The organism is Nostoc sp. NMS9 (assembly GCF_017114995.1).
GTDB lineage: Bacteria > Cyanobacteriota > Cyanobacteriia > Cyanobacteriales > Nostocaceae > Nostoc.
On sequence record NZ_JABXKL010000066.1, the window covers coordinates 76,457 to 97,688 of the forward strand.

Annotated in this window: 15 protein-coding genes; 2 read left to right on the top strand and 13 right to left on the bottom strand. The window is 41.9% G+C overall.

Annotated elements, in window-relative coordinates; translation table 11 throughout:
* Window positions 1–8: 8 nt before the first annotated feature.
* Both HWQ40_RS19645 and HWQ40_RS19650 read right to left on the bottom strand, forming a co-directional pair.
* Window positions 9–2,216 (bottom strand): CHASE2 domain-containing serine/threonine-protein kinase, encoded by a 2,208-nt coding sequence (locus HWQ40_RS19645; RefSeq protein WP_292780670.1) that lies wholly within the window; start codon window positions 2,214–2,216, stop codon window positions 9–11.
* 191 nt (window positions 2,217–2,407) lie between these two features.
* Window positions 2,408–2,692, bottom strand: a complete 285-nt coding sequence (locus HWQ40_RS19650) for a hypothetical protein (protein WP_292780673.1) — start codon at window positions 2,690–2,692, stop codon at window positions 2,408–2,410.
* 369 nt (window positions 2,693–3,061) lie between these two features.
* Here HWQ40_RS19650 and HWQ40_RS19655 point away from each other — a divergent pair, with 369 nt between their 5' ends.
* Complete coding sequence (locus tag HWQ40_RS19655) at window positions 3,062–6,100, top strand: PAS domain S-box protein (RefSeq protein ID WP_292780676.1); 3,039 nt, start codon at window positions 3,062–3,064, stop codon at window positions 6,098–6,100.
* A 22-nt stretch (window positions 6,101–6,122) separates the two neighbouring features.
* On the opposite strand, the gene HWQ40_RS19660 is transcribed toward HWQ40_RS19655, so the two are convergent.
* The 10 genes from HWQ40_RS19660 to HWQ40_RS19705 all read right to left on the bottom strand — a co-directional run bounded on the left by HWQ40_RS19660 (window position 6,123) and on the right by HWQ40_RS19705 (window position 19,633).
* Entirely contained in the window at window positions 6,123–7,166 is a 1,044-nt protein-coding gene (locus tag HWQ40_RS19660) for an aliphatic sulfonate ABC transporter substrate-binding protein (RefSeq protein ID WP_292780679.1), read from the bottom strand.
* A gap of 224 nt (window positions 7,167–7,390) precedes the next feature.
* Entirely contained in the window at window positions 7,391–8,428 is a 1,038-nt protein-coding gene (locus HWQ40_RS19665) for an aliphatic sulfonate ABC transporter substrate-binding protein (protein ID WP_292780681.1), read from the bottom strand.
* A 214-nt stretch (window positions 8,429–8,642) separates the two neighbouring features.
* Window positions 8,643–9,731 (bottom strand): sulfonate ABC transporter substrate-binding protein, encoded by a 1,089-nt coding sequence (locus HWQ40_RS19670; protein ID WP_292780683.1) that lies wholly within the window; start codon window positions 9,729–9,731, stop codon window positions 8,643–8,645.
* 706 nt (window positions 9,732–10,437) lie between these two features.
* The gene (locus HWQ40_RS19675) at window positions 10,438–11,301 is read right to left on the bottom strand and encodes a TauD/TfdA family dioxygenase (RefSeq protein WP_292780686.1); all 864 of its coding nucleotides are present in this window, start codon (window positions 11,299–11,301) and stop codon (window positions 10,438–10,440) included.
* 16 nt (window positions 11,302–11,317) lie between these two features.
* The gene (locus HWQ40_RS19680; RefSeq protein WP_292780688.1) at window positions 11,318–12,445 is read right to left on the bottom strand and encodes an aliphatic sulfonate ABC transporter substrate-binding protein; all 1,128 of its coding nucleotides are present in this window, start codon (window positions 12,443–12,445) and stop codon (window positions 11,318–11,320) included.
* Between the two features lie 181 nt (window positions 12,446–12,626).
* On the bottom strand, window positions 12,627–13,628 hold the full coding sequence (locus tag HWQ40_RS19685) for an aliphatic sulfonate ABC transporter substrate-binding protein (RefSeq protein WP_292780690.1): 1,002 nt from the start codon (window positions 13,626–13,628) through the stop codon (window positions 12,627–12,629).
* A gap of 515 nt (window positions 13,629–14,143) precedes the next feature.
* Window positions 14,144–14,965: a class I SAM-dependent methyltransferase gene (locus tag HWQ40_RS19690; RefSeq protein WP_292780836.1), complete on the bottom strand. Its 822-nt coding sequence runs from the start codon at window positions 14,963–14,965 to the stop codon at window positions 14,144–14,146.
* Window positions 14,966–15,134: 169 nt separating this feature from the next.
* Window positions 15,135–16,316: an acyl-CoA dehydrogenase family protein gene (locus HWQ40_RS19695; protein ID WP_292780692.1), complete on the bottom strand. Its 1,182-nt coding sequence runs from the start codon at window positions 16,314–16,316 to the stop codon at window positions 15,135–15,137.
* A 273-nt stretch (window positions 16,317–16,589) separates the two neighbouring features.
* Window positions 16,590–18,068: an amidohydrolase family protein gene (locus HWQ40_RS19700; RefSeq protein ID WP_292780694.1), complete on the bottom strand. Its 1,479-nt coding sequence runs from the start codon at window positions 18,066–18,068 to the stop codon at window positions 16,590–16,592.
* A 77-nt stretch (window positions 18,069–18,145) separates the two neighbouring features.
* Complete coding sequence (locus HWQ40_RS19705) at window positions 18,146–19,633, bottom strand: amidohydrolase family protein (RefSeq protein ID WP_292780696.1); 1,488 nt, start codon at window positions 19,631–19,633, stop codon at window positions 18,146–18,148.
* 164 nt (window positions 19,634–19,797) lie between these two features.
* Here HWQ40_RS19705 and HWQ40_RS19710 point away from each other — a divergent pair, with 164 nt between their 5' ends.
* Window positions 19,798–20,205 (top strand): hypothetical protein, encoded by a 408-nt coding sequence (locus HWQ40_RS19710; protein ID WP_292780698.1) that lies wholly within the window; start codon window positions 19,798–19,800, stop codon window positions 20,203–20,205.
* On the opposite strand, the gene HWQ40_RS19715 is transcribed toward HWQ40_RS19710, so the two are convergent.
* Window positions 20,171–21,220, bottom strand: coding sequence for an ABC transporter substrate-binding protein (locus tag HWQ40_RS19715; protein WP_292780700.1), 1,050 nt, complete (start codon window positions 21,218–21,220; stop codon window positions 20,171–20,173). The genes HWQ40_RS19710 and HWQ40_RS19715 overlap by 35 nt on opposite strands.
* Window positions 21,221–21,232: the final 12 nt, after the last annotated feature.

Below are 21,232 nucleotides of genomic sequence, written 5' to 3' on the forward strand. Positions count from 1 at the left end.
TTCCTCGTTCACTTAGTTGAAAAACGTTTCAAATCTTGTAAAACTGCGGTGGCTGATTGATAGCGATCGCTAAAATGATAGCAAACCATTTTATCTAAAATTGCCGCTAATTCTGCACTCACTTGCACCGTTTGTCGCCACATCACATTCCCCGTTTCTGGATGTGGGTGGAGTTCTTGCGGTGGTATCCCAGTTATGGCTTGAATAGCAATCATTCCTAAAGCATAAATGTCACTGCATAAGCGGGGATGACCGGCAAATTGTTCTGGAGGTGCATAACCCCGCGTCCCGATGGCTACTGTCGCTAATTCTGTTTGCTCACTACTCGGCGGTTGCATCAATTTGACAGCACCAAAGTCAATCAATACCAGCCGATTATTTTGAACGCATCTAATAATATTAGTCGGTTTGAGATCGCGATGAATCACTCGATGTTGATGAACAAATTCTAGAACTTCTAAAACTTGTTTGAGCATTTCCATCACAAATGATTCGTTTTGCACATTTTGTACAGGTGGTAATTCTTCACTGAGGGTATGTCCCTCAATATATTGTTGAATTAAATAAAATTCGTGGTTATCTTCAAAATAAGCAAGTAGTTCGGGAATCTGATGATGTTTACCCAAAATTTCTAAAATTTCAGCTTCACTATGAAACAACCTGCGAGCGACTTGCAAAAATCGTGTATCTTGACGGGCTGGCATTAACTTTTTAACTACACAAGTAGGATTACCAGGTCGTTGAGTATCCTGTGCTAAATAAGTCCGACCAAATCCACCTGCACCAAGAGTTTTAGAAATTTTGTAGCGTCCACTCAAAAGCAAATCACCTGATTTTGTTTCTGGTGAATCAATTGGGGGAAGAAAGTCAACAGACGAGTCGGGAAGTGCTGTTTTATCTTCTAAGAGTACATTTAATTGGGCGATCGCTTCTTGTTGTTTTTCAACTTGCAGAACAATCACCTGAGTTTGCCGCTGATTTTGGTAGCTAGTATAAGCAATCACACAGATACTACTAATCACCAAAGCAAGAGCAGGAGGGATTAACGGCACCCATCCAGCTTGCAAAAACAAAACAACGCAGATTACTATTAAGCCAAATATAGTTATCGTTCCCACCACTAGCAAAAGCAGTGGATTTTGCCACCGCCATGCTAAAATACCACCTAATAGCGACCAGCCCCACATCCAAATAAGTTCCACCCAGTTTGGCCAATACCAAATCAAGGGTCGCCCATCCAATACTGTACTGATGAGTTGACTTGCTATCTGTGCATGAATAAATAGAGCAGGCATTCTGGCTGGTTGATCTGGCAAAGCACTGTAGGGCGTATAAAAGCCACCTGGAGGGATATTAGCCGCTGTAGTGCCAATAATTACCAGACGGTCTTTGAATAAAATAGGGTTGACTTGCCCACTAAGAACATCTGTAAGGGTTACTTGGTCGGCGAGGCTGTTGGGGTGACGGTAATTTAATAATATTTGATAGCCTTGTGCATCTAAATGTTGGTAGCCAGCAGAATTAGGTTGTAAACTCACAAACAAAGTTTTACCTAACAGAAAATCTCCTTTTTTAGTGAAATCGTATTCAATACCTTGTTTTTCTAGATAATTAATTGCTATTTGGGCACCAAATGCAAATGATGTTGTACATTTCTTGTCTGTAGAGTTGGCAAATAATAAAGTACGGCGGAGAATTTGGTCGTTTTCATTGTCAGCAACCACATCACTAAACCCAACATTATCTATAGAGACATTCGGCGGTGGGGGAATTTCATCTCTACCCAAGCTACTGAACAAACAGGTAGTGACAATGTTATCTTGATTTTGGAGATTAGCCGCCAAATTATTGTCTTCTGGTCGGAAAAGATATAAACCAACAATTCGCGGTTGATAAGACTCTATTTTCTTTAATAGCTGATTGATTGTCCGATCTGATAGAGGCCATTTCTCGCGTTTGATATCTTTATCAGTAATTTTTACTAGCAAAATCCGCCGATCGGGTGCTTCTGATGGACGCGATCGCAACATCTGGTCATAAACTCTTAACTCCCAAGGCTGTAACCATTTGAGTTCCCGAACTCCCCAGATAAAAGCAGTGACTCCTATACTGGTAACAAAAATAATTTGCAGCCAGCTTTTGCTCTTAGAAGTTTCACGGGAATCCTGAACTTTGACAAAAGGTACGCGGAGTTTTTCTAATAGTCCACTAATCACGGCGTTGAGGCGGTAGCCTGAATTGGGTAGATGTTGTAGGCGCAGAAGTCAATTTTGGGAATCTAGGTTAAAAGCTAATTAACCTGAAGCTCCTATTAATGTAGCAATTTACTTGTTAGTTAGAGACTTTGACGTATTCCTACTTTTAAAGCAAGCTTACGCCCAGCGTCAACCATAGAATCAGACAAGCTCTAATCATCTGTTTGAGATGTTTGAACATCTTCAACAGGACTGCTAACTGGAAAAGAAATCGGATTAGTAGATGGAGTTAGTGAATCTAACTGAGGTTGTTCAAGTGATGCTTCAATGCTTGAATCAGCAAAATAGGAGCCAACAATTTTATCATAGTTAGAAGCAACAGCTAAAAAAGCGCCACCCAAAATATAGATAGGTAATGGTAGATTAAATTCTTGCAACCAGTCAAACAGTTCTGCTAAGGCAAACAGCACCAAAAAGCAAGCAAGCCAAACCTTCATATTCTTATCCCCTGAATTGAAACAATTCTATTACTAGCTTAAATAGCTTGCATGATAGTTGATGTAATACATAATCACCAACTTACAAGAAAGCAGAGGGGCAGGGGAGCAGAGGGGCAGAGGGGCAGAGGTGCAGGGGAGCAGAGGGGCAGGGGGCAGAGGAGAAAAATGATTTTCGGTACAAGCCCCGCCCCTTGTAGGCGATCTTCTTCCCCCTCTGCTCCTTTGTCTTTTCTTGACAACCTCTATAACCTTAGATGGGTGCAGTTAGAGGCATAGCATCTGCTATATTGCATGAGAAAAATCAAAATATACTATTACAGCAGATGGGAGAACCCAGTGAGTCGCTTTTAGCCAAATACTTTTAAAATGAGTGAGAACCTGAAAGCTCAAGAGGTTACTGATTTGCAGCAATATTTGAGCGAACAGCAAGTTGCGCTGCGCGATAGTGAAGCACGCTACCGTTCACTAGCAGAGGCCAGCGCATCCATTGTCTGGAGAGCAGCACCTTGGGGCAATGTTGTTGATGATATTCCAACTTGGGAGGCCTTCACAGGGCAAAGTCTCGAACAATACAAAGGATGGGGTTGGGTTGAGGCACTGCACCCAGAAGATCGTTCCTCGATGGTGGAAATTTGGAAACAGGCGTTTCCTACACGCAGTGTTGCACTTGCCGAGTATCGTGTTCTGCGGCATGACGGCGAATATCGTTATATGAATATACGCGGTGTGCCGATACTCGACGAAACAGGCGAAATCCGCGAATGGGTGGGAATGTGCGTCGATATTACCGAACGCAAGCAGGCTGAGACCAAACTGCGCCAGAGTGAGGCGCGTTTTCGGCTGCTGGCTGAGAATTCAACTGATATTATTTCCCGCCATACAGTTGATGGAATTATTCTGTACGTTTCACCAGCTTGCTACACAGTGCTGGGATATCAACCAGAAGAACTAGTCGGTCATCCCAGTCATGAGTTAGTTCACCCAGACGATTTGGTAAAGATTGCGAAAAATTACCCAGTCAATGCCGATTTACCAGATATTTATACCATTACTCACCGTGCTCGTCACCGAGAGGGACATTATATCTGGTTGGAAGCAACTATTCGAGCTATTCGCGATCGCCAAACTCAAGAAATTTTAGAGATGCAAGCGTCTTCGCGAGATATCACTAAGCGCAAACAGGTGGAAGAGGAGCAGCGTTTTCTCGCTGAAGCTAGTGGTATTTTGGCTGCATCATTAGACTACGAAACAACCCTAGCAGGTTTGGCGCGTTTGGCAGTGCCGGAAATCGCTGATTGGTGCTTAGTTGATATTATTTGTGACAATCAATTAGTCCGTCGGGTTGCAGCAGCCCATGCCAATCCAGAGAAACAAGAATTGGTAGAACAGTTACAAAATTATCCGCCTAATTTGGCACAAACAGCAGGTGTTGCGAAGGTAATACGGACGGGCAAATCACAAATTACTCATTTTATTTCTGAGGAACAGATCCAAGGGTTAACCCACAACGCCAGTCACTTCAAAATCTTGCAAGAATTAAATCCGACATCTGGTATGAGTGTACCGTTAATCCTTCGGGGGCGAGTGCTGGGAGCTATGACTTTGGTATCTTCTTCAGGTCGTTTCTACGATACCAAAAGCCTGATGTTAGCTGAGGAGTTGGCTAGCCGAGCGGCGATCGCTGTTGATAATGCCCGACTCTACAGAGAAGCACAGCAATCTCAACAGGCGGCTTTACGCGCAGCATCTCGCACTACCCGTCTGCAAGCAATTACCGCTGCCCTTTCTGAATCTTTAACTCCGACACAAGTTGCTGAAGTAATTGTAGAGCAAGGTATGGCAGCTTTGGGAGCTAGTTCTGTTTTTGTCGCATTACTGAATCAAAGCGGCACTGAATTAGAAATTGTCCGAACTGTTGGCGGGCAACAAGAAATACTAGATTCCTGGCGTCGATTCTCGATTAATGCATCTGCACCACTGGCAGAAGCAGTAAGAACTAAGCAGCCTATTTGGCAAGAGCCAACCGAAACAAGGATTGCTCGTTACTCAAATCTGGCTCAGGAATATGCCCAGTACAATTACGGCGCTTGGATTTCGATTCCACTGATTATTGAGGGACGAGCTATCGGTGGAATGTCTCTAGCTTTTACCGAAATTCAGCAGTTTAATCAAGACGATCAAGCTTTTATGCTGGCACTAGCACAGCAGTGCGCTCAAGCGATGGAACGTGCCCGTCTATACGAGGCAGAGCAAACCGCCCGGAAAGCAGCAGAAAACGCCAACCGGATTAAAGACGAGTTTCTGGCAGTACTTTCTCATGAATTGCGATCGCCACTCAACCCAATTTTAGGTTGGTCAAAACTACTCCAAACCAAAAAACTTGATGAAAAGACAATTCCTCAAGCGCTGAAGACTATTGAGCGAAATGCGAAGTTACAGGCTCAACTGATTGAAGATTTACTGGATATCTCCCGGATTTTACAAGGTAAAATCAGCTTGAATATCTACCCAGTCGATCTGACATCTGTGATTTCGGCAGCAATGGAAACAGTGCGGCTATCGGCAGAAGCTAAATTAATTGAGATGCACATCAGCCTGGAACCAAATTTGGGACAAGTTTTGGGAGACTCCAACCGATTGCAGCAAATCGTTTGGAACCTGCTCTCAAATGCGGTTAAATTTACACCAGAAGGCGGACGGGTTGATATTCGACTATCATCATGTCCTAAGTCAAATTCCAACTCAGCAATCATTCAAGTCAGCGACACAGGTAAAGGCATCGACCCTAATTTTCTGCCTTACGTATTTGAATATTTTCGCCAAGAGAATAGCAGCACCACCAGAAAATTTGGTGGATTGGGGTTAGGATTAGCGATCGTCCGTCACTTAGTCGAACTGCATGGCGGCACAGTCCAGGTAGAAAGCGAGGGCGAAGATCGGGGGGCAACTTTTACTGTAAGACTACCATTAATCCAAAATCAATTAGAGATTAAACAAGACAGTAGCAATTCTGAGCCATCCTCAAATTTGAATGGTGTCAAAGTTTTAGTAGTGGATGATGATACAGATACGCGAGAATTTATCGTCTTCTTACTAGAGCAATATGGGGCAAATGTGAGAGCAGTAACATCAGCAAATGAAGCCTTAGCTGCTTTAGCCCAATCCTTGCCAGATATACTTTTAAGCGATATTGGGATGCCAGAAGTGGATGGATGTATGTTTATGCGACAGTTGAGAACACTGCCACCAGAGCAGGGAGGGCAAATTCGAGCGATCGCACTTACCGCTTATGCTGGAGAAATGAACGCTCAACAGGTACTAAGAGCCGGATTTAACAAGCATATTGCCAAACCAGTAGAGCCAAGCGAGTTAGTAGATGCGATCGCCAACTTAATCGCTGAATAAACCTGCCTCTACCTGTTCACCGTTACTTGATACGTTGAGGTGTGATGGCTTGATATTGTTGAGTTGGAAGGATTGCATCCCTGATATCTATCTTACGGGGGATGATTTTCTCTTTAAAATAGAAATTAGCAACACTTTGTTGCTCAGCAATGATCGCAGGTGTAAGTCTTCTCAATCTAAAAGTACGACGGCGTGCTACCTTTTCTAAAACTGATACATCTAATTTAAGTTCGGGAGCAAAAGCTTTGGCAACTCCAGTTGGGTTTTTTTCAGCCCATTCTCCTACCTTGTCTGCTTCCTCTAAAAATACTCGCACCAATTCCAGATTTTGTGTAACAAATTGACGCCTACCAAGATAAAAGCCGCCGAGAGTGTTAATTCTTGCTGCATTTCTCAGATTACGAATTGGAATAATTTTTTCCACAAGAGCCAAAAAGGGGTCACTAGCCACCCAAACTTCAACTTTGTCTTGAATAAAAGCGTCGCGGGCTTCAGATGGAGTCAAACCAACAATTTGAACATCCTTAATTTTTAACCCCACCTCTTGCAAGGCTTTTGCTAATAAATAGTGTGCATTCGATCCCCTCTGAAAAGCAATTTTTTTACCTTTAAGATCCGCTACTTTCTTAATAGGAGAATTAGCTCTGACTATAATACCTTGGTTTTCACCTTTGCTCGGTGTGCGTCCGGCAATATAGATAACTTCTGTGATCCCTGCGGCTTGGGAAAATATTGGCGGTGTCTCTCCCACATTGCCGATATCCACCTTACCTGCATTCATGGCTTCTATTAGTTGCGGCCCGGCTGGGAATGGCCCAACCCAATTTACAGTCACACCCAATGCTTTAAAACGTGGCTCAACAACTTTTTTGACTTTGACAATATCTCCAGAAGTTTGATATGCCAAGTTGATAACTTTAGCAGTAAAACCAGGTTTATTTTGTGCTTGAGCGTTATTTACTAAGCTACCTATTAAGGGAGTTGATAGAGTAAACAATCCCAATACAGAATATTGGACAATGCGTTTTAAAACTGTGCGGCGTTGTGAAATAAATGGTATTTTCATCACTGGAATATTTTAGTTAAAACTAATTGTCACTCCCAAATCATATCTGTAAAAAGATTAGCGATCGCTTGTTCCTTCCTCGGTTTTTACTTAACCAGACAATAGGCTTAACAAGTTAGTTGAGCAACTTGTTAAGCCCCTTGTTGAAGTTAGGCAAACTTCCGCTACAGTGTAATAGCTAGCTAAGTTAATAGCTGAATAAACCTGCCTCTACCTGTTTACCGTTACTTGATATTATCAGGAACGATAGCTTTATATTCTAGATCAGAAAGAATCCCTTGTTTGATATCAATCTTACGCAAGATGACTTTTTCATTAAAATAAAAATCAGCAACGCGCTGCTGTTCGGCAATGATAGCAGGTGTAATTTTTCTCAATTTATAAGTACGACGGCTTGCTACCTTTTGTGCAACTGATGGATCTAATTTCTGTTCATCAACTAAAATTTTTGCATAATCGCTTGGGTTTTTTTCAGCCTGTTCTCCTACCTTCTGTGCTTCCTCTAAAAATACTCGCACCAATTGCGGATTTTGGGTGACAAATCCACGCCTGCCAATATAAAACCCGTTGAGAGTGTTAATTCCTGCTGCATTTCTCAGATTCCGAATCGGGGTAGTCTTTTCCACAGCAGCTAAAAGGGGATCGCCACCTACCCAGGCGTCAGCCTTGTCTTGAATAAAGGCATCTCGGGCTTCAGTTGGAGTCAAAGCAACGATTTGAATATCGCTAATTTTTAACCCTACCTCTTTCAACGCTTTTGTTAGTAAATACTGTGCATTCGACCCTACCTGAAAAGTAATTTTCTTACCTTTAAGATCCGCTACTTTCTTAATGGGAGAATTAGCTTTCACCACAATACCTTGGTTTGTACCATCGCTGGGCGTGCGTCCAGTAAGATAGACAACTTCAGGGATGATGCCTGGACGTGCAGCTTGGTCAAATATTGGAGGTGTCTCTCCGACATTACCGATATCCACCTTACCTTCATTCAGCGCTTTTATCAATTGCGGCCCTGCTGCGAATGGCCCAACCCAATTCACGGTTACACCCAATGCTTTGAAACGTGGCTCAACAGCTTTTTTAGACTTGACAATATCACCAGAACTTTGATACGCCAAGTTAATTACTTTGGCAGGCACTGCTTGAGTGGTTTGCATAAGGCTACCAGCCAAGGGAGATAATAAAGTAAACAGTCCCAATGCAGAATATTGGACAACACGCTTTAAGACTGTACGGCGTTGTGGTTGAAATGACTTGTTCATCAGTTGTGATTTTCCTTGTAAGTTTTAACTTTTACGTTGTCAGTCTTACTTCCTGAAAGAAAGTAAGATAATAGGAAGTTGCTATTTAAACCTCCTAAAACACCAATTTATGAGGAAAATTTGAGATTATGCTAATTTAACAAATCTCCTGTTTCATTTATTAAATTGGTATTTTAGTTTGTTTAAAAAAACAAACTTTATATCTGATTATTCTCTACTTTTCACTTATCAGTGTTGGTGGAGTAATAGCTGCATATTCTTGAGGCGTGAGCAATGCTTCTTTAACATCAATCTTTTTGGGTAAGATTTTTTCGTTATAGAACAAATCAGCAACACTTTGCTGGACTTGCATTAGTTCTGGAGTAATTCCTCTGAGCCGATAAGTAGCACGGCTAGAAATTATTTCCTGAATGGGTAAATCAATTTTGAGTACAGGTGCTATAAGTTTGGCTACTTCTTTACGATTCGCTTCTGCCCATTGACCATTTTTCTCAATTTCTTCTAAAATTATGCGAACTAATTCGGGATTTTCCTTAGCAAATTCTCGTGTTCCTACATAGTATCCGCCTGGAGTACCGATATTGGTTGCATCTCTCAATACACGCGCACCGTGGAGTTTTTCTACCAAAGCTAAATGAGGATCACCAGTTACCCAAACTGGAATAGTACCCTGAATAAATGCACCACGAGCTTCAACATTGGGCATACTCAAAACTTGAATATCACTATATTTTAAACCTACTTCTTTTAAGGCTTGGATGATAAAATAGTGAGAAGCAGAACCTTTTTGAAAGACTACTTTTTGACCTTTGATATCAGCTAATTTTTTAATTGGAGAACCTTTAGGAACTGCGATCGCACTACCTTTACCTGAATTAGGGCCAAGTCTTCTTCCAGCCAAATAGATGATTTTTGCACCCGCAGCTTGGGCAAAGATCGGGGGCGTTTCTCCAACTGAGCCAATATCAATTTTGCCCACATTCATCGCTTCCATAAGTTGTGGTCCTTGGGCAAATTGTGACCACTCTACTTTCAAACCCAAAGGCTCCAAACGTTTTTCTAAAACTCCTCTGACTCTAACTAAATCACCAGAGCTTTGATATCCTATTCGCAGTAACTTTGTTTTAAAAGTTATAGTCTTAGCCCCTGCTGGTTCTGCTTTAGGATCAATTCCTGAATTTGTATTAGATACAGTTGACGTACAACTGATTAAAGTAGTAGATAAAGCTACAAAACCAGGGATTACAAATAATGCTATCTTGCTGATTACTGTTGTCTTATTTTTCACAAAATTGTTAAACATTTATACACCTCCATTTGATTAACTACTGATATAAAAACATCAGCTAAAAACTTAAGTTTTCCAGTTTTTTAAAGTTGATTACAATGAGAGAAGCAAGCTTAGAATAAACAACTCGTAATTCTTGCTTTTATGGAGTATTAGAAACTGTTTGACTTTGAGATTGTGTACTAATTGAGGATAGTTTGTTTTGAGTATTTTTAGTTTCTTGGCTACAACCAACAATGCTCATTGGTATCGTGAGCGAGCAAGTAGCTATCAGTAAAGATATATGTTTATGCTCAATTTTATATTTGGCTTTTATAGGTTTAGTATTTAGGCTATACTCATATACCGTCTTTGTCTTGTTTGTTTTTGATTGTTGCGGTTTATTGATAGACAAATTGAGACTTTGCAATAAATTGGAAAGTGCCATAATATTTTTCTATTTAAATTTAAAATTTAATAATTTTCGTTTTAGCGCTTTTAACGAGTGCTAATAATTCTCAATTTCAGTTTAGATATTATCAAATTTCGTTTTGAAATAAAGTATTCACAAACACTTGTTTTAAACAAAAAAGTAAGATTTTTACGATTTGTCTTTATAAGCATATGTGTGATGTTTAGACAAGTTTAATCAGTCAAGAGTCAGAATAACTCTTGACTCTCGACTGCCTTAAAAATATATAGAATCAAATGCTCATTAGCTTAATCTTCTGAGCTATAAATCCTAAAAGGGACGACTACCTGCAAGGCTAACCCGCTTCAATACTCGTCGCTCATTTGGATCAAATGCTTGACGGTAATGCAAAGTAGCTTGATTATCCCAGTAGACAATATCACCTACTGACCATTTGTGTTGGTAGTAGAACTTGGGCTGATTTAGATGTTGCCTCAACTGTTCAATCAGTTTAGATCCTTCTTCCGGCTCTAACCCGACAATTTCCACTTCTGTAGCAGCGTCTAAGTAGAGATGATTTTTACCACTATCTGGATGGGTTCTAACTAAAGGATGGGGAAAGATCGGACTGATTAAAGGAATAGTTTTGTCTAAACGATATAAAGATCGGGGTGCATTCCGATCTCGCAAAAATGGGTTGTAGGTAATTAACTGCAAATCTGCAATCCGTTCTTTGGTGGCTTCATCTAATGCTTGATATGCCAAATTGGTATTTAACCAATAAGTATCTCCACCTTGAGAAGGTATTTCTAACGCATAAAGAAGTGAACCACTAGATGGGGTAGGAGTCCATTTGTGATCGGAATGGAAAGTGAGTTCTCCAGTACCGGTATAGCCACCATCGACGTTGGAAATCGGAATCACTACCGGAGTTTCTCCTGGTTTAGAAGCCAATACTGGAGTTTCATCAGATGGTACAAAAAGTGCGCCAAAGTATAGAGAAAAGTTCAAAAGTTGTTGATCGGAGAGGTTTTGGTCTTTGAAAATTAAGATGTGGCGATCGCGCAGTGCTTGCTTAAGTTGTAATATAACTTCAGGTGCGATCGGTTGACTGGCATCAAAATCGGTAACTATAGCTCCCAAAGGGGCATCAATAGACCTAATTTTAACCTTTGTCAAAGTCGAGGTAGGCATAATATTCTCCTGTGTTTTAGTTTGTTCTTGGGGATAACGACTTATTCGCTAACACCTCTGAGGGAGTAATTTTGGCGTACTCTTCAGGTGTCAGAAACCCGTCCTTAACATTCACCTTCTTGGGGATAAGTCCTAAGCTGTACCACTTGTCTGCAACTTCCTGTTGCTTGGTAATAGTTTTATCAGTGATTGGTACCAGCCCATAGTCATATTTCTTATGCATAATTTCTAGAGTTGGTGGATCTAACTGAGTTACAGGAGCAAGCAGTTGTGCTACTTCTTTGGGATGATTCTTAGTCCAGATTTCTGCCTTTTCTAGTTCCTCTAGAAACACTTTGATCACGTCAGGATGAGCCTGATAAAACTGGCGTGAGGTTGAGTAAAAGTTACCAGTATCCCGCAACTTTCCACCATCTGCTAAAACACGAGCTATTTTATTTTGTACATTTCTGGTAGCGAATGGCTCCCAAATATACCAAGCATCCACCTTATTTTGACTGAATGCCGCATTTGCGTCGGCCGGTGCTAAAAAAACTGATTGGACATCGCTCAGTTTCAGCCCTGCATCTTCTAATGCTTTAACTAATAGGTAGTGACCAATGGAAGCTTTCTGGAAAGCCACTTTTTTACCCTTCAAATCCTTAACACTTTTAATCGGAGAGTTTACAGGAACTAAAAGTGAAATAGATTTACCACTAGGGTGTGTAGTAGCTAGATAAACAAGAGGCGCTCCTGCTGCTTGGGAAAATACAGGAGGCGATTCGGCTGTAGATGCAATATCTAATCCATTTGCATTCACGGCTTCTAACTGTTGTGGCCCAGCCGCAAACTCAGGCCACTGTACTTTAAAACCCATAGGCTCTAATCGCTTTTCTAAAGAACCCTGCTTTTCTAAAACTGCTAGAGCAGTAAGTTGTTTTGAACGTACAATCCGCACTACTTGTTTTTTTGTTGACTTCTCTGTAGTGTTAGATGCAGCTACAGACTCAGGGGAAGCTGATGACTGCTGAGTGTTATTTTTGGCTTCACCACAACTCGATAAAACCGTCGATAGCATTAAGCAGTAGCCCAGAGCAAACAACAAGGAACGGCGTGTTGCTCTCTGGTTTTTCCTGAATTCAAACTTTCCTTTTAAAGCTGGCATGGGTTGTTTTATTTATTCCTCTATCGGTGGTTGAAACGATTATGATTAATTGCGAATTAAATAATCCAAAGAACTCTTCCTTTTCCCTAAGACCTCTCAGAAGAAGAGAGGGGAGCTTGGTTACTCCTGAATTCTGTTAGCGCAGCGGGGCGTAGCCCATTCTGAATTCTCTTTTAATAAATCAACTTTTAGGTTTCCATACTGCATCTTTGATTTGAAAAGTTTTAGGAATCAGTTTTTGACTGTAGAAAAGTTCAACTACCTGCTGTTGTTCAGCGACAAATTCATCAGTTATATCAAATACCCCTAAGATAGGTCGCCTTTCTAAAGCCCATTTCCAGACTCCTGGTTCTTGTCTAGTTTGCGCTGCCAACAAATTAGCAACTTCATTGGGGTTAGCTTTAGCCCATTCTTCTACTTTTCTTTGTTCTTCCAAAATTACCTTCACTAAGTCGGGGTGATTTTCAGCAAAATTGCGTGTAGCGATATAGTAGGCTCTTTGGGGAGCGACATCAGAACCTTTGGCTAGAACTCGTATTTCATTTGCTCGCTCTTTCCGAGCGTAAAACGGATCGCTAGTAGGTAAAACATCAACCCTGGCACTTTCAAAAGCAACCTGACTTTCTGGAATAGTTAGGTAAGCAGGTTGAATATCATTGAGAGTTAATCCAGCACTTGCTATAGCTTTCAAAAGCAAATATTGCAGAGCAGTTCCTTTTTGGATCGCAACTTTCTTACCCTTGAGTTCCGCAAGAGTTTTGATTGGTGAATCCTTACGGACAATAACTGCTTGAGCGCCTGCGTTGGAGCCAGTTGCAGCAACATAAACAATCGGATTATCACCAGCTTGAGCAAAAATTGGTGGTAGATTCCCTACGTTGCCAATATCAACACTGTTTGCGGCCATTGCTTCCATCATTGGTGGGCCGCCCCGAAATTCTATCCACTTGATAGCAATGCCATCAGCAGCAAAGCGCTTTTCCAAATAGCCCTGAGCTTTGAGTAGATTCAAACCTGGTGTACCACTCTGATGACCAATGTTGATAACCTCTAGTTTTTTTGAGCTTGCAGTAGTTGCCTCAACTTGGGGACTCTTGCTTTGAGTGCTTGGAGAGCTACAGCCTGTAACTAACAGAAAAGTCGTAAACGCCAGCAAAAAATAACGAGCTATATTCGCAGGCAACCATGACTTTCTATAGCTTATGAACATGATTCAATGTAATTTCTTGAGGTAAGTGGATATTTTTATTTTTTATTTTGTTAGACTGAACTTCTTGGGAATTCAAATTGGAAAACTGGTTATGTATCAATACACTTCGGTAAAGGGTATTGGTGTAGATGATTGGTTCTTCAAGACGCGATTCATCGCGTCTCTACAAGGGTTTTGGACTTATCTAAACTGTATGATTTATAGATAATTTGACCTCTTTTATAAAATCATTTTTATCATATTTAGGCATCATGGAGAACATTTTTTTAATAAATAAAAATAATTTTTGGGAATGTGTAAAATAGAAAAGAGAGTGGGTATTACCCACCCTATAACGACTCGAGGAACTGAGAATTTAAGAGTTGAAAGGGAAAAATTTAGGAAGTGGAGTGAGAAGGGCCCACTCCAGGGTCGTGCTAGTGGAAGATTTAAATTTGTGGCGTTTTGATTCTGACTTCTGAATTCTTCTTCAATCGTGTGCAATTTTGCTAGTGCTTCCAAGCGACTAAAATTGTAGCTTTGAGTTCTTCTGTAAAATGTCCAGACGGCTCAACTGCTAGTAGCGCTTCTCTAAGATCCTTTTCAAATGCTGGGGCGTTATCGCCATAGAAAATTTTCAGAGAGAAGGCTGTAGTGTATAAATAGCCGAGATAACTATCGATAGTCCAAGATTTTTCAAATGGCACTTCATAGGTTTCTTGACGAACAAAAGCCGAATTGCCAATGACAACTTCATGGGGAGGATCGACTGGTTTACGAGTGCCTTGTCCTCGTTGTCCAGTTCGGCGCTCTTCACCTAACCATTTCTTTACTACTCCAACGGCAGCTTGTTTCCAAGGTAGATTACTTTCCCAAGGGTTATCACCAGTCTGAAGCAGTGCTAATCCCCCATCATCAGTAAGCAATTCATAGAGGCGTTCAAGCACTAGTTCGCGTTCCATCCAGTGGAAGGCTCTACCAATAGTGGTTAACTTAAATTTCCCTAAACTAGAGTCAATTAACTCGGCTCCTTGTTCTAACCAAGTAATATTATTTGCTCCGACTGCTGCTGCTTGCCGTTTGGCTTCTGCAATCATTTCTGGATCGGGATCGATCGCAACCACTTCTTCAAATTTATTGCGCAGAGGAATTGAAATTAATCCTGGGCCAGTACCCAAATCAAGGAGTCGTCCTTGACCATTGAGATTAAATATTTCGGCTAGTTTATCGAATACAACAGGTGGGTATTTGGTTCTATATTGAGCGTAGCCCTCAGCAGCTCCCTCAAATAAACTTGGGTCGTAGGTAGGAAGTGTTTTTAGTTGAGTCATATCAATTTTGGATTTTGAGATTTTGTGGAAAGTCTGAGCGCCGACTTCTCGCTGAGTGAAGGGAATGGGGAGATAAAGGAGACAAGGTGATAAGGGGGAATTATTGAACAAATCTCTTCCCAATGCCCAATGCCCTATGCCCCATTCCCAATGCCTCATTTCCAATGCCCTAAGAATATTGCGTGATAACGGGTAGCTGTTCGTTAAGTACCCAATCGCCGATCGCTCGCAATTTGTAGTCCACAGGATCGTGGAGGGTAAATGTTCGCAAATCCCGCCAGTAACGGTCAAATCCATATTTGGTTGCTGTGGCACGAGTTCCGGTAACTTCAAAGATGCGGTTGGTAATATCTATACCTACGCGGGTGGCTAATGCTTTAGCTGCGGAAACTGCGATCGCTACTTCTCCCCTTTCCTCGTGGGTAAGCTCTGTATCCTTATTCCATGATGCTTGCACCTTCTCAGCTGCTTGGTCGGCTAGAGCGATCGCAGCTTGAATTTCAATCCAAAAGTCTCCGTAATGATGCAGAATATATGGGTCTTGAGTAGCACTATCTACTCCTGATGTAATCCACGGTTGAGTAGTAGTTTTAGTATATTCACGAGCAGCAGCGAAGGCTCCTTTAGTAATTCCCAAATAAACGTTAGTTTTTGTTAGCTGGGCAATAATACCAAGAAAAGTTGAGAAAGCACTATCGTGGGGATTTGGTGGCCCCAAAATCTCATCTTTCTCTACTAAGACATTATTAAATGTATAACTACCGCTATCAGTGCGACGTTGCCCAATATTATCCCAATCTTGATTAGAAACTAACCCTTCCCTGTCTTTGGGAATTATGAATATGAAGGGCAATTCTACGCCATCTTCCAAAGCGGAGAATACCCGGTAATCGGCAACAGAAATACCTGTACCAAAGCTTTTCACACCATTAACCCGAAAATTCTCGCCTTCTGGGTTAATTTTTAGCCTAGTATCCTTTGTATTAATGGCATTTGCCCAAAATAAGTTATTTTTAGCAGTTTCTCTATAGTATTTTTCCTTTTGGGACCGCGTGCCGGAAACGTGACCCAAAGCCGTCAAATTGAGATGATTACCATACAACTGACCAATTGAACCATCTGCTTTTGATAGTTTTCTGACAATTTTTAAAGCATCAATCCAAGTTGCACCAATTCCACCATATTGCTTAGGTACAATCAGTGGTAATAAGCCACTTTCACGCAGTTTATTAATTTCCTCTTCTGGAATTCCAGCTTTAGCATCCCGTTCAACTGCGGATTGAGCTAGTTCCTTGGATAAAGAAGTTGCTAGGTCAATGTAATCCTTTGGTTTTGTGATATCTAGCACCATAATCAAATCATCCTTATTAATTCGTAATTCGTAATTCGTAATTCGTAATTAGGACAAAGACAATTAATACAACCAGTTTCTCATCTGTTCCTCTGTGAAAGTGAAACAAGACATACTTTCCTTAGACACAGAATTTAGGAGAAATGTAGAGTGGGCCTGGCCCACGCTACAAGTGAACAGAGGAAATGGAACATGGAACGTTGTAAAGATGGGCATTGGTCACATTGGGCATGGGGCATAGTAATTCTTTCCCTATTCCCCATTCCCCATTCCCTATTTCCCAGCTAGATATTCGTTTGCGGCTTTTTCAACACCTGTACCCTTGAAGAAGTCTTGATTGAGACTGGTGTACAACTCCAAAGGATGGATTGAGAGGAAGTAGCGGAGGTCTTCTTCGGTAATGATTTCGTGTTCTGCCATTGAGTAGGCGTTGGCAGTAACGGCGGTGATATCAGGCACATCCCAGTGACCGGAATCTGAACCCAAGAAGGCTTTAACGCGATCGCCAAAGGGATTAGCTGCGCGATTAAAGGCTTGGCTGACACGGGTATCGTCTGATTCAGTACCGAAGTAGAAGTGATTCAAGAAGCGATCGCGCACATCTTCTGGCTTCTCAATTCCCGCGAGTTCAAATTCGTCGAGTTCACCCGGATTTTCTGGAGCCAATAATTGATGGTGGAATCCTAAACCGTCACCAATTTTATCTAAGCGTCCATCTACCAGTTCGCCACCATAGCGGGCGTACAACTCTACTAATGCTTCCTTATCGATAATGGCAGGATTGTTATTTGACAACAAATGTTGTTTGTTGCGGGTTTCCCAATGCCAAATAATATCAGCATATAGACTAGCACCCCAAGCGGAACCACCTTCTAAAAAGGCAAACTTTAATTGTGGGAAGCGGCGGGTAACTCCACCAAAGAACAGCGATTTGCATAATGCTTCGGCTGCAAAGGCAAAGTGATTAATGTGATTGTACTGGGCGTTGGTGACAGAACGCTGAGTTGTCCAACCTTGGCTAGAAGCGTGAGTTGTGGGTACAACTTTCAGTTCTACGCACTTAGCCCAGAATGGATCGTAGTCATACTCGCTATCTAAGCCAAAGTTATCAATCCAAACCACTTCGTTAGCCACTTCTTTGCCATATTTCTCAAAGGCAGGAATTGGCCGACGAACGTAACCAGGGATTTGAATCGCTTTAAGTCCCAGAACATTCACCGCATATTCCAATTCTTCAATCCCTTCTTCGGGAGTGTGCAGGGGAATGGCGGCGATGGGTGTTAGGCGATCTCTATAAGGACGGAAAATATCAGCATGGTAGGTATTAACTGCCCGACAAACAGCACGGCGCATTTCTTCGTTGCCGATATTCGGGGCCATTGTTGCCAAATTTGGGTACACAACGGCAAAGTCTGTACCTGCTTCTTCCAAACGCTCATGCAGCAACTTGGGTAAGCTAATGGTAGCCAAATTCAAAGTATTTTTTGTCGGACGACCCCACCAATTAGGGCGATTGGTACGATAAGCAAAACGTTCTTCCCAACTTTGCTTGTACCACTTAAAGCGGGAAGCTCCTGGTAAATTCTCTTTGAAACGTTCGACCAGTTCACTTCCACCAACTTGTTCTAAATAATCCAAGACTGCCGGTTCAAATTCCTGGGTATGTACATCGGTGTCAATGATTGGATAACCAAGTTTTTCCCGAATTTGAGCAGACCTGGTTTTTTGTGGGCGGTCTAAAGCGATCGTCATGATATTTTACCTAATTATTCAAATTGTTTCTGGGGATTGGCAAAGACGCAGAATCAATCCTTTGTAGAGACGGCGATTTATCGCGTCTCTTTCGCAGCCAAAAATTCATCTGCTGTTTTCTCGACAGCCGTACCTTTGAAGAAGTCACGATTGAGGCTGGTGTACAACTCTAAGGGATGAATTGACAGGAAATATTGCAAATCTTCTTCGCTGATAATCTTGCGTTCTACCATTGAATAGGTATTAGCTGCGATCGCAGTAATATCAGGTACATCCCAGTGACCAGAATCGGAACCCAAGAAGGCTTTAACACGATCGCCATAGGGATTAGCTTTACGGTTAAAGGCTTGAGCTACACGGGTATCATCTGATTCTGTCCCGAAGTAGAAGTGATTCAAGAAGCGATCGCGGATATCCTCTGGTTTGGTTACTCCTGCAACGGCGAATTCATCTAAATCACCTGGTTCTAAGGGAGATATTAAGTCAGCGTGGAAACCTAAACCACTGCCTAGTTGATCTAAACGACCATGTACTAGTTCACCACCATAGCGGGTATAGAATTCTCGCAGTTCTTCATAATTAACATTGGCGGGATTGTTATTTTCCACCAAATGGTCTTTATTCCGAGTATCCCAGTGCCAAATCAAATCGGTGTACAAACTAGCACCCCAAGCTGAACCTCCTTCTAAGAAAGCAAACTTGAGTGTGGGGAAGCGGTGAGTTACACCACCAAAGAATAAAGATTTACATAATGCTTCCGCAGCCGATGCAAAATGACCAATATGGTTGTATTGGTAATTGCTAATGGAACGCCGATTTATCCAGCCCATACCGGAAGAGTGGGTGGTGGGTACAACTTTCAGTTCTACGCATTTCGCCCAGAAGGGATCGTAATCATATTTACTATCCAAGCCAAAGGTATCAATCCAAATGGCTTCGTTGGCTACTTCTTCGGCATATTTCTCGAAGGCGGGAATCGGGCGGCGGATATGTCCGGGGATTTGAATTGCTTTGAGTCCCAGCACTTTCACCGCATATTCCAACTCTGCGATTGCCTCTTCAGGCGTATTCATGGGAATAGCAGCAATGGGCGTTAAGCGATCGCTATAAGGACGGAAAATATCAGCATGGTAAGTGTTAGCTGTACGGCAAACAGCCCGCCGCATCTCTTCATTGCCGATGTGTGGTGCCATCGTTGCCAAGTTAGGGTACACAACAGCAAAGTCTGTACCAGCTTCTTGTAAGCGTTCGTGCAGCAACTTTGGCAAACTAACGGTGGCTAAATTTAGGGGATCATTGGTGGGACGAGTCCAGAAGGGAGGGCGGGCGGTGCGGTTAGCACGGCGTTCATCCCAAGATTGCTTAAACCATTTAGAGCGAGATGCACCGGGTAAGTGTTCTTGAAAACGTTCTGCGATCGCAGTTCCAGCAACTTGCTCTAAATAGTCCAAGAATGCTGGGGGAAATTCTTGGGTATGTACATCAGTATCAATGATCGGATAACCCAGTTTTTCCCGAATTTGAGCAGACTTGGTTTTCTGTGGACGGTCTAGTGCAATAGTCATGGCGATTTTACATGAATTTTCAAATGGATTAGTCAAGAGGAAAGCAGAAAGTTTACAGGACTTACGCAAAATAATGAAAAAACGAACCGCAAAGGCGCAAAGGAATCAGAGTTTTAGAGAGTTATTGCGTAAGTCCTAAGTTTATAAGCCTGGAAGTTGAGCCTTTGAGCTTGGAAGTTGAGCCTTTGAGCTTGGAAGTTGAGCCTTTGAGCTTGGAAGTTGCACCTTTGAGCTTGGAAGTTGCACCTTTGAGCTTGGAAGTTGAGCCTTTGAGCTTGGAAGTTGCACCTTTGAGCTTGGAAGTTGCACCTTTGAGCTTGGAAGTTGAGCCTTTGAGCTTGGAAGTTGCACCTTTGAGCTTGGAAGTTGAGCTTTTGAGCTTGGAAGTTGAGCTTTTGAGCTTGGAGGTTGCACCTTTGAGCTTGGAAGTTGAGCTTTTGAAAAACTTAATTACAGAAATTTGTTTTTCTTGCTCAGAAAAGTTACTGATTTCTGCCTCCTCATCTCCCCCACTCCCCACTCCCCACTCCCCACTCCCTATTTTTCTTCAGCAACCCAATCTGTTAATTTAAAGTCCGACTTTGCTAAACCCTGCGAGACTAAAAATTTCTTTGTCCCTTCTAAAAGTTTCACTCCCTCGGCTGGTAATGGTTCTTCTGATACCTGTTTGAGCGGGAATGATACTTTAATGATATTGATGGGATATTTAGTAGTTTGAGCGTGGTACTGATAATATTCTTCAGAATTAGCTTTTAAATTCTTAGCTGCTTCTGTGAGAATTGCATTAAATTTCTGTGGGAAATCAGGCTGTTTTGCCAGAAAGCTTTCGGTTGCGACAACTAATGATGTCCCTGACAAACCCTGATGATTTGCCGAAGAATCAATCACTGGAAACCCTTGTGATTTCAGAAAAGGCCCCAGATCGCTTGAAGTTGCATAAGCTGCTACATCACCACGTTCTAAAGCTGCTTTTGCCTCAGTAGTCATCAAGTGGACAACTTTTACATCTTTGGCAATTTTAGCTTCGGCTAATAGACCCAGCAGGTATCGATGCATATAAGAACCTTTTTGGGTAGCTATTTTCTGACCCTTAAGTTCAGCAAGCGATCGCGCACCATGCTTTTTCGCCACTAACCAAGCGGTTGTATTAAATTGACTGATCCGCAGCAGTCGGGTTTCTTGACCCCTTGCTCTCAAAACTATGGCTGGTGTATCGCCTAAAGAACCAACATCTAATTGTCCTGCAACAAGCGCCTCATTGAGATCCGGCCCGTTAGGAAATCTTGCAAAAGTAATGTTTTTAAATCCTGTTTTTTGCAACTCACGCTCTAAAATTCCCTTTTTCTTTGCCCAACCAAGTGCCCCTGTCGGTTCTGAACTACCTACATAACCTATTCGTAGGGTAGAAATGTTATTGGAAGCAACAGTGTTATTGACATTAACAGCCTCAATGGATTGAGCAGATTTATTTTCGCCTTGGCTACATCCTGTAGTTAGTAGCAATAGAACACAAGCCACCGAAGTTAATAATCTTGAAGTAAATTTATTTTTACTGATATAACTTGTTTCTACTAATAACAACAGCATGACTATTTTCTC

Excerpts from the sequence above, each read along its gene's own strand:
- HWQ40_RS19650 (WP_292780673.1), bottom strand. The coding sequence starts at position 2,692 with ATGAAGGTTTGGCTTGCTTGCTTTTTGGTGCTGTTTGCCTTAGCAGAA.
- HWQ40_RS19690 (WP_292780836.1), bottom strand. The coding sequence starts at position 14,965 with ATGACTCAACTAAAAACACTTCCTACCTACGACCCAAGTTTATTTGAG.
- HWQ40_RS19715 (WP_292780700.1), bottom strand. The coding sequence starts at position 21,220 with ATGCTGTTGTTATTAGTAGAAACAAGTTATATCAGTAAAAATAAATTT.
- HWQ40_RS19705 (WP_292780696.1), bottom strand. The coding sequence starts at position 19,633 with ATGACTATTGCACTAGACCGTCCACAGAAAACCAAGTCTGCTCAAATT.
- HWQ40_RS19680 (WP_292780688.1), bottom strand. The coding sequence starts at position 12,445 with ATGCCAGCTTTAAAAGGAAAGTTTGAATTCAGGAAAAACCAGAGAGCA.
- HWQ40_RS19670 (WP_292780683.1), bottom strand. The coding sequence starts at position 9,731 with ATGTTTAACAATTTTGTGAAAAATAAGACAACAGTAATCAGCAAGATA.
- HWQ40_RS19655 (WP_292780676.1), top strand. The coding sequence starts at position 3,062 with ATGAGTGAGAACCTGAAAGCTCAAGAGGTTACTGATTTGCAGCAATAT.
- HWQ40_RS19695 (WP_292780692.1), bottom strand. The coding sequence starts at position 16,316 with ATGGTGCTAGATATCACAAAACCAAAGGATTACATTGACCTAGCAACT.
- HWQ40_RS19700 (WP_292780694.1), bottom strand. The coding sequence starts at position 18,068 with ATGACGATCGCTTTAGACCGCCCACAAAAAACCAGGTCTGCTCAAATT.
- HWQ40_RS19665 (WP_292780681.1), bottom strand. The coding sequence starts at position 8,428 with ATGAACAAGTCATTTCAACCACAACGCCGTACAGTCTTAAAGCGTGTT.
- HWQ40_RS19675 (WP_292780686.1), bottom strand. The coding sequence starts at position 11,301 with ATGCCTACCTCGACTTTGACAAAGGTTAAAATTAGGTCTATTGATGCC.
- HWQ40_RS19660 (WP_292780679.1), bottom strand. The coding sequence starts at position 7,166 with ATGAAAATACCATTTATTTCACAACGCCGCACAGTTTTAAAACGCATT.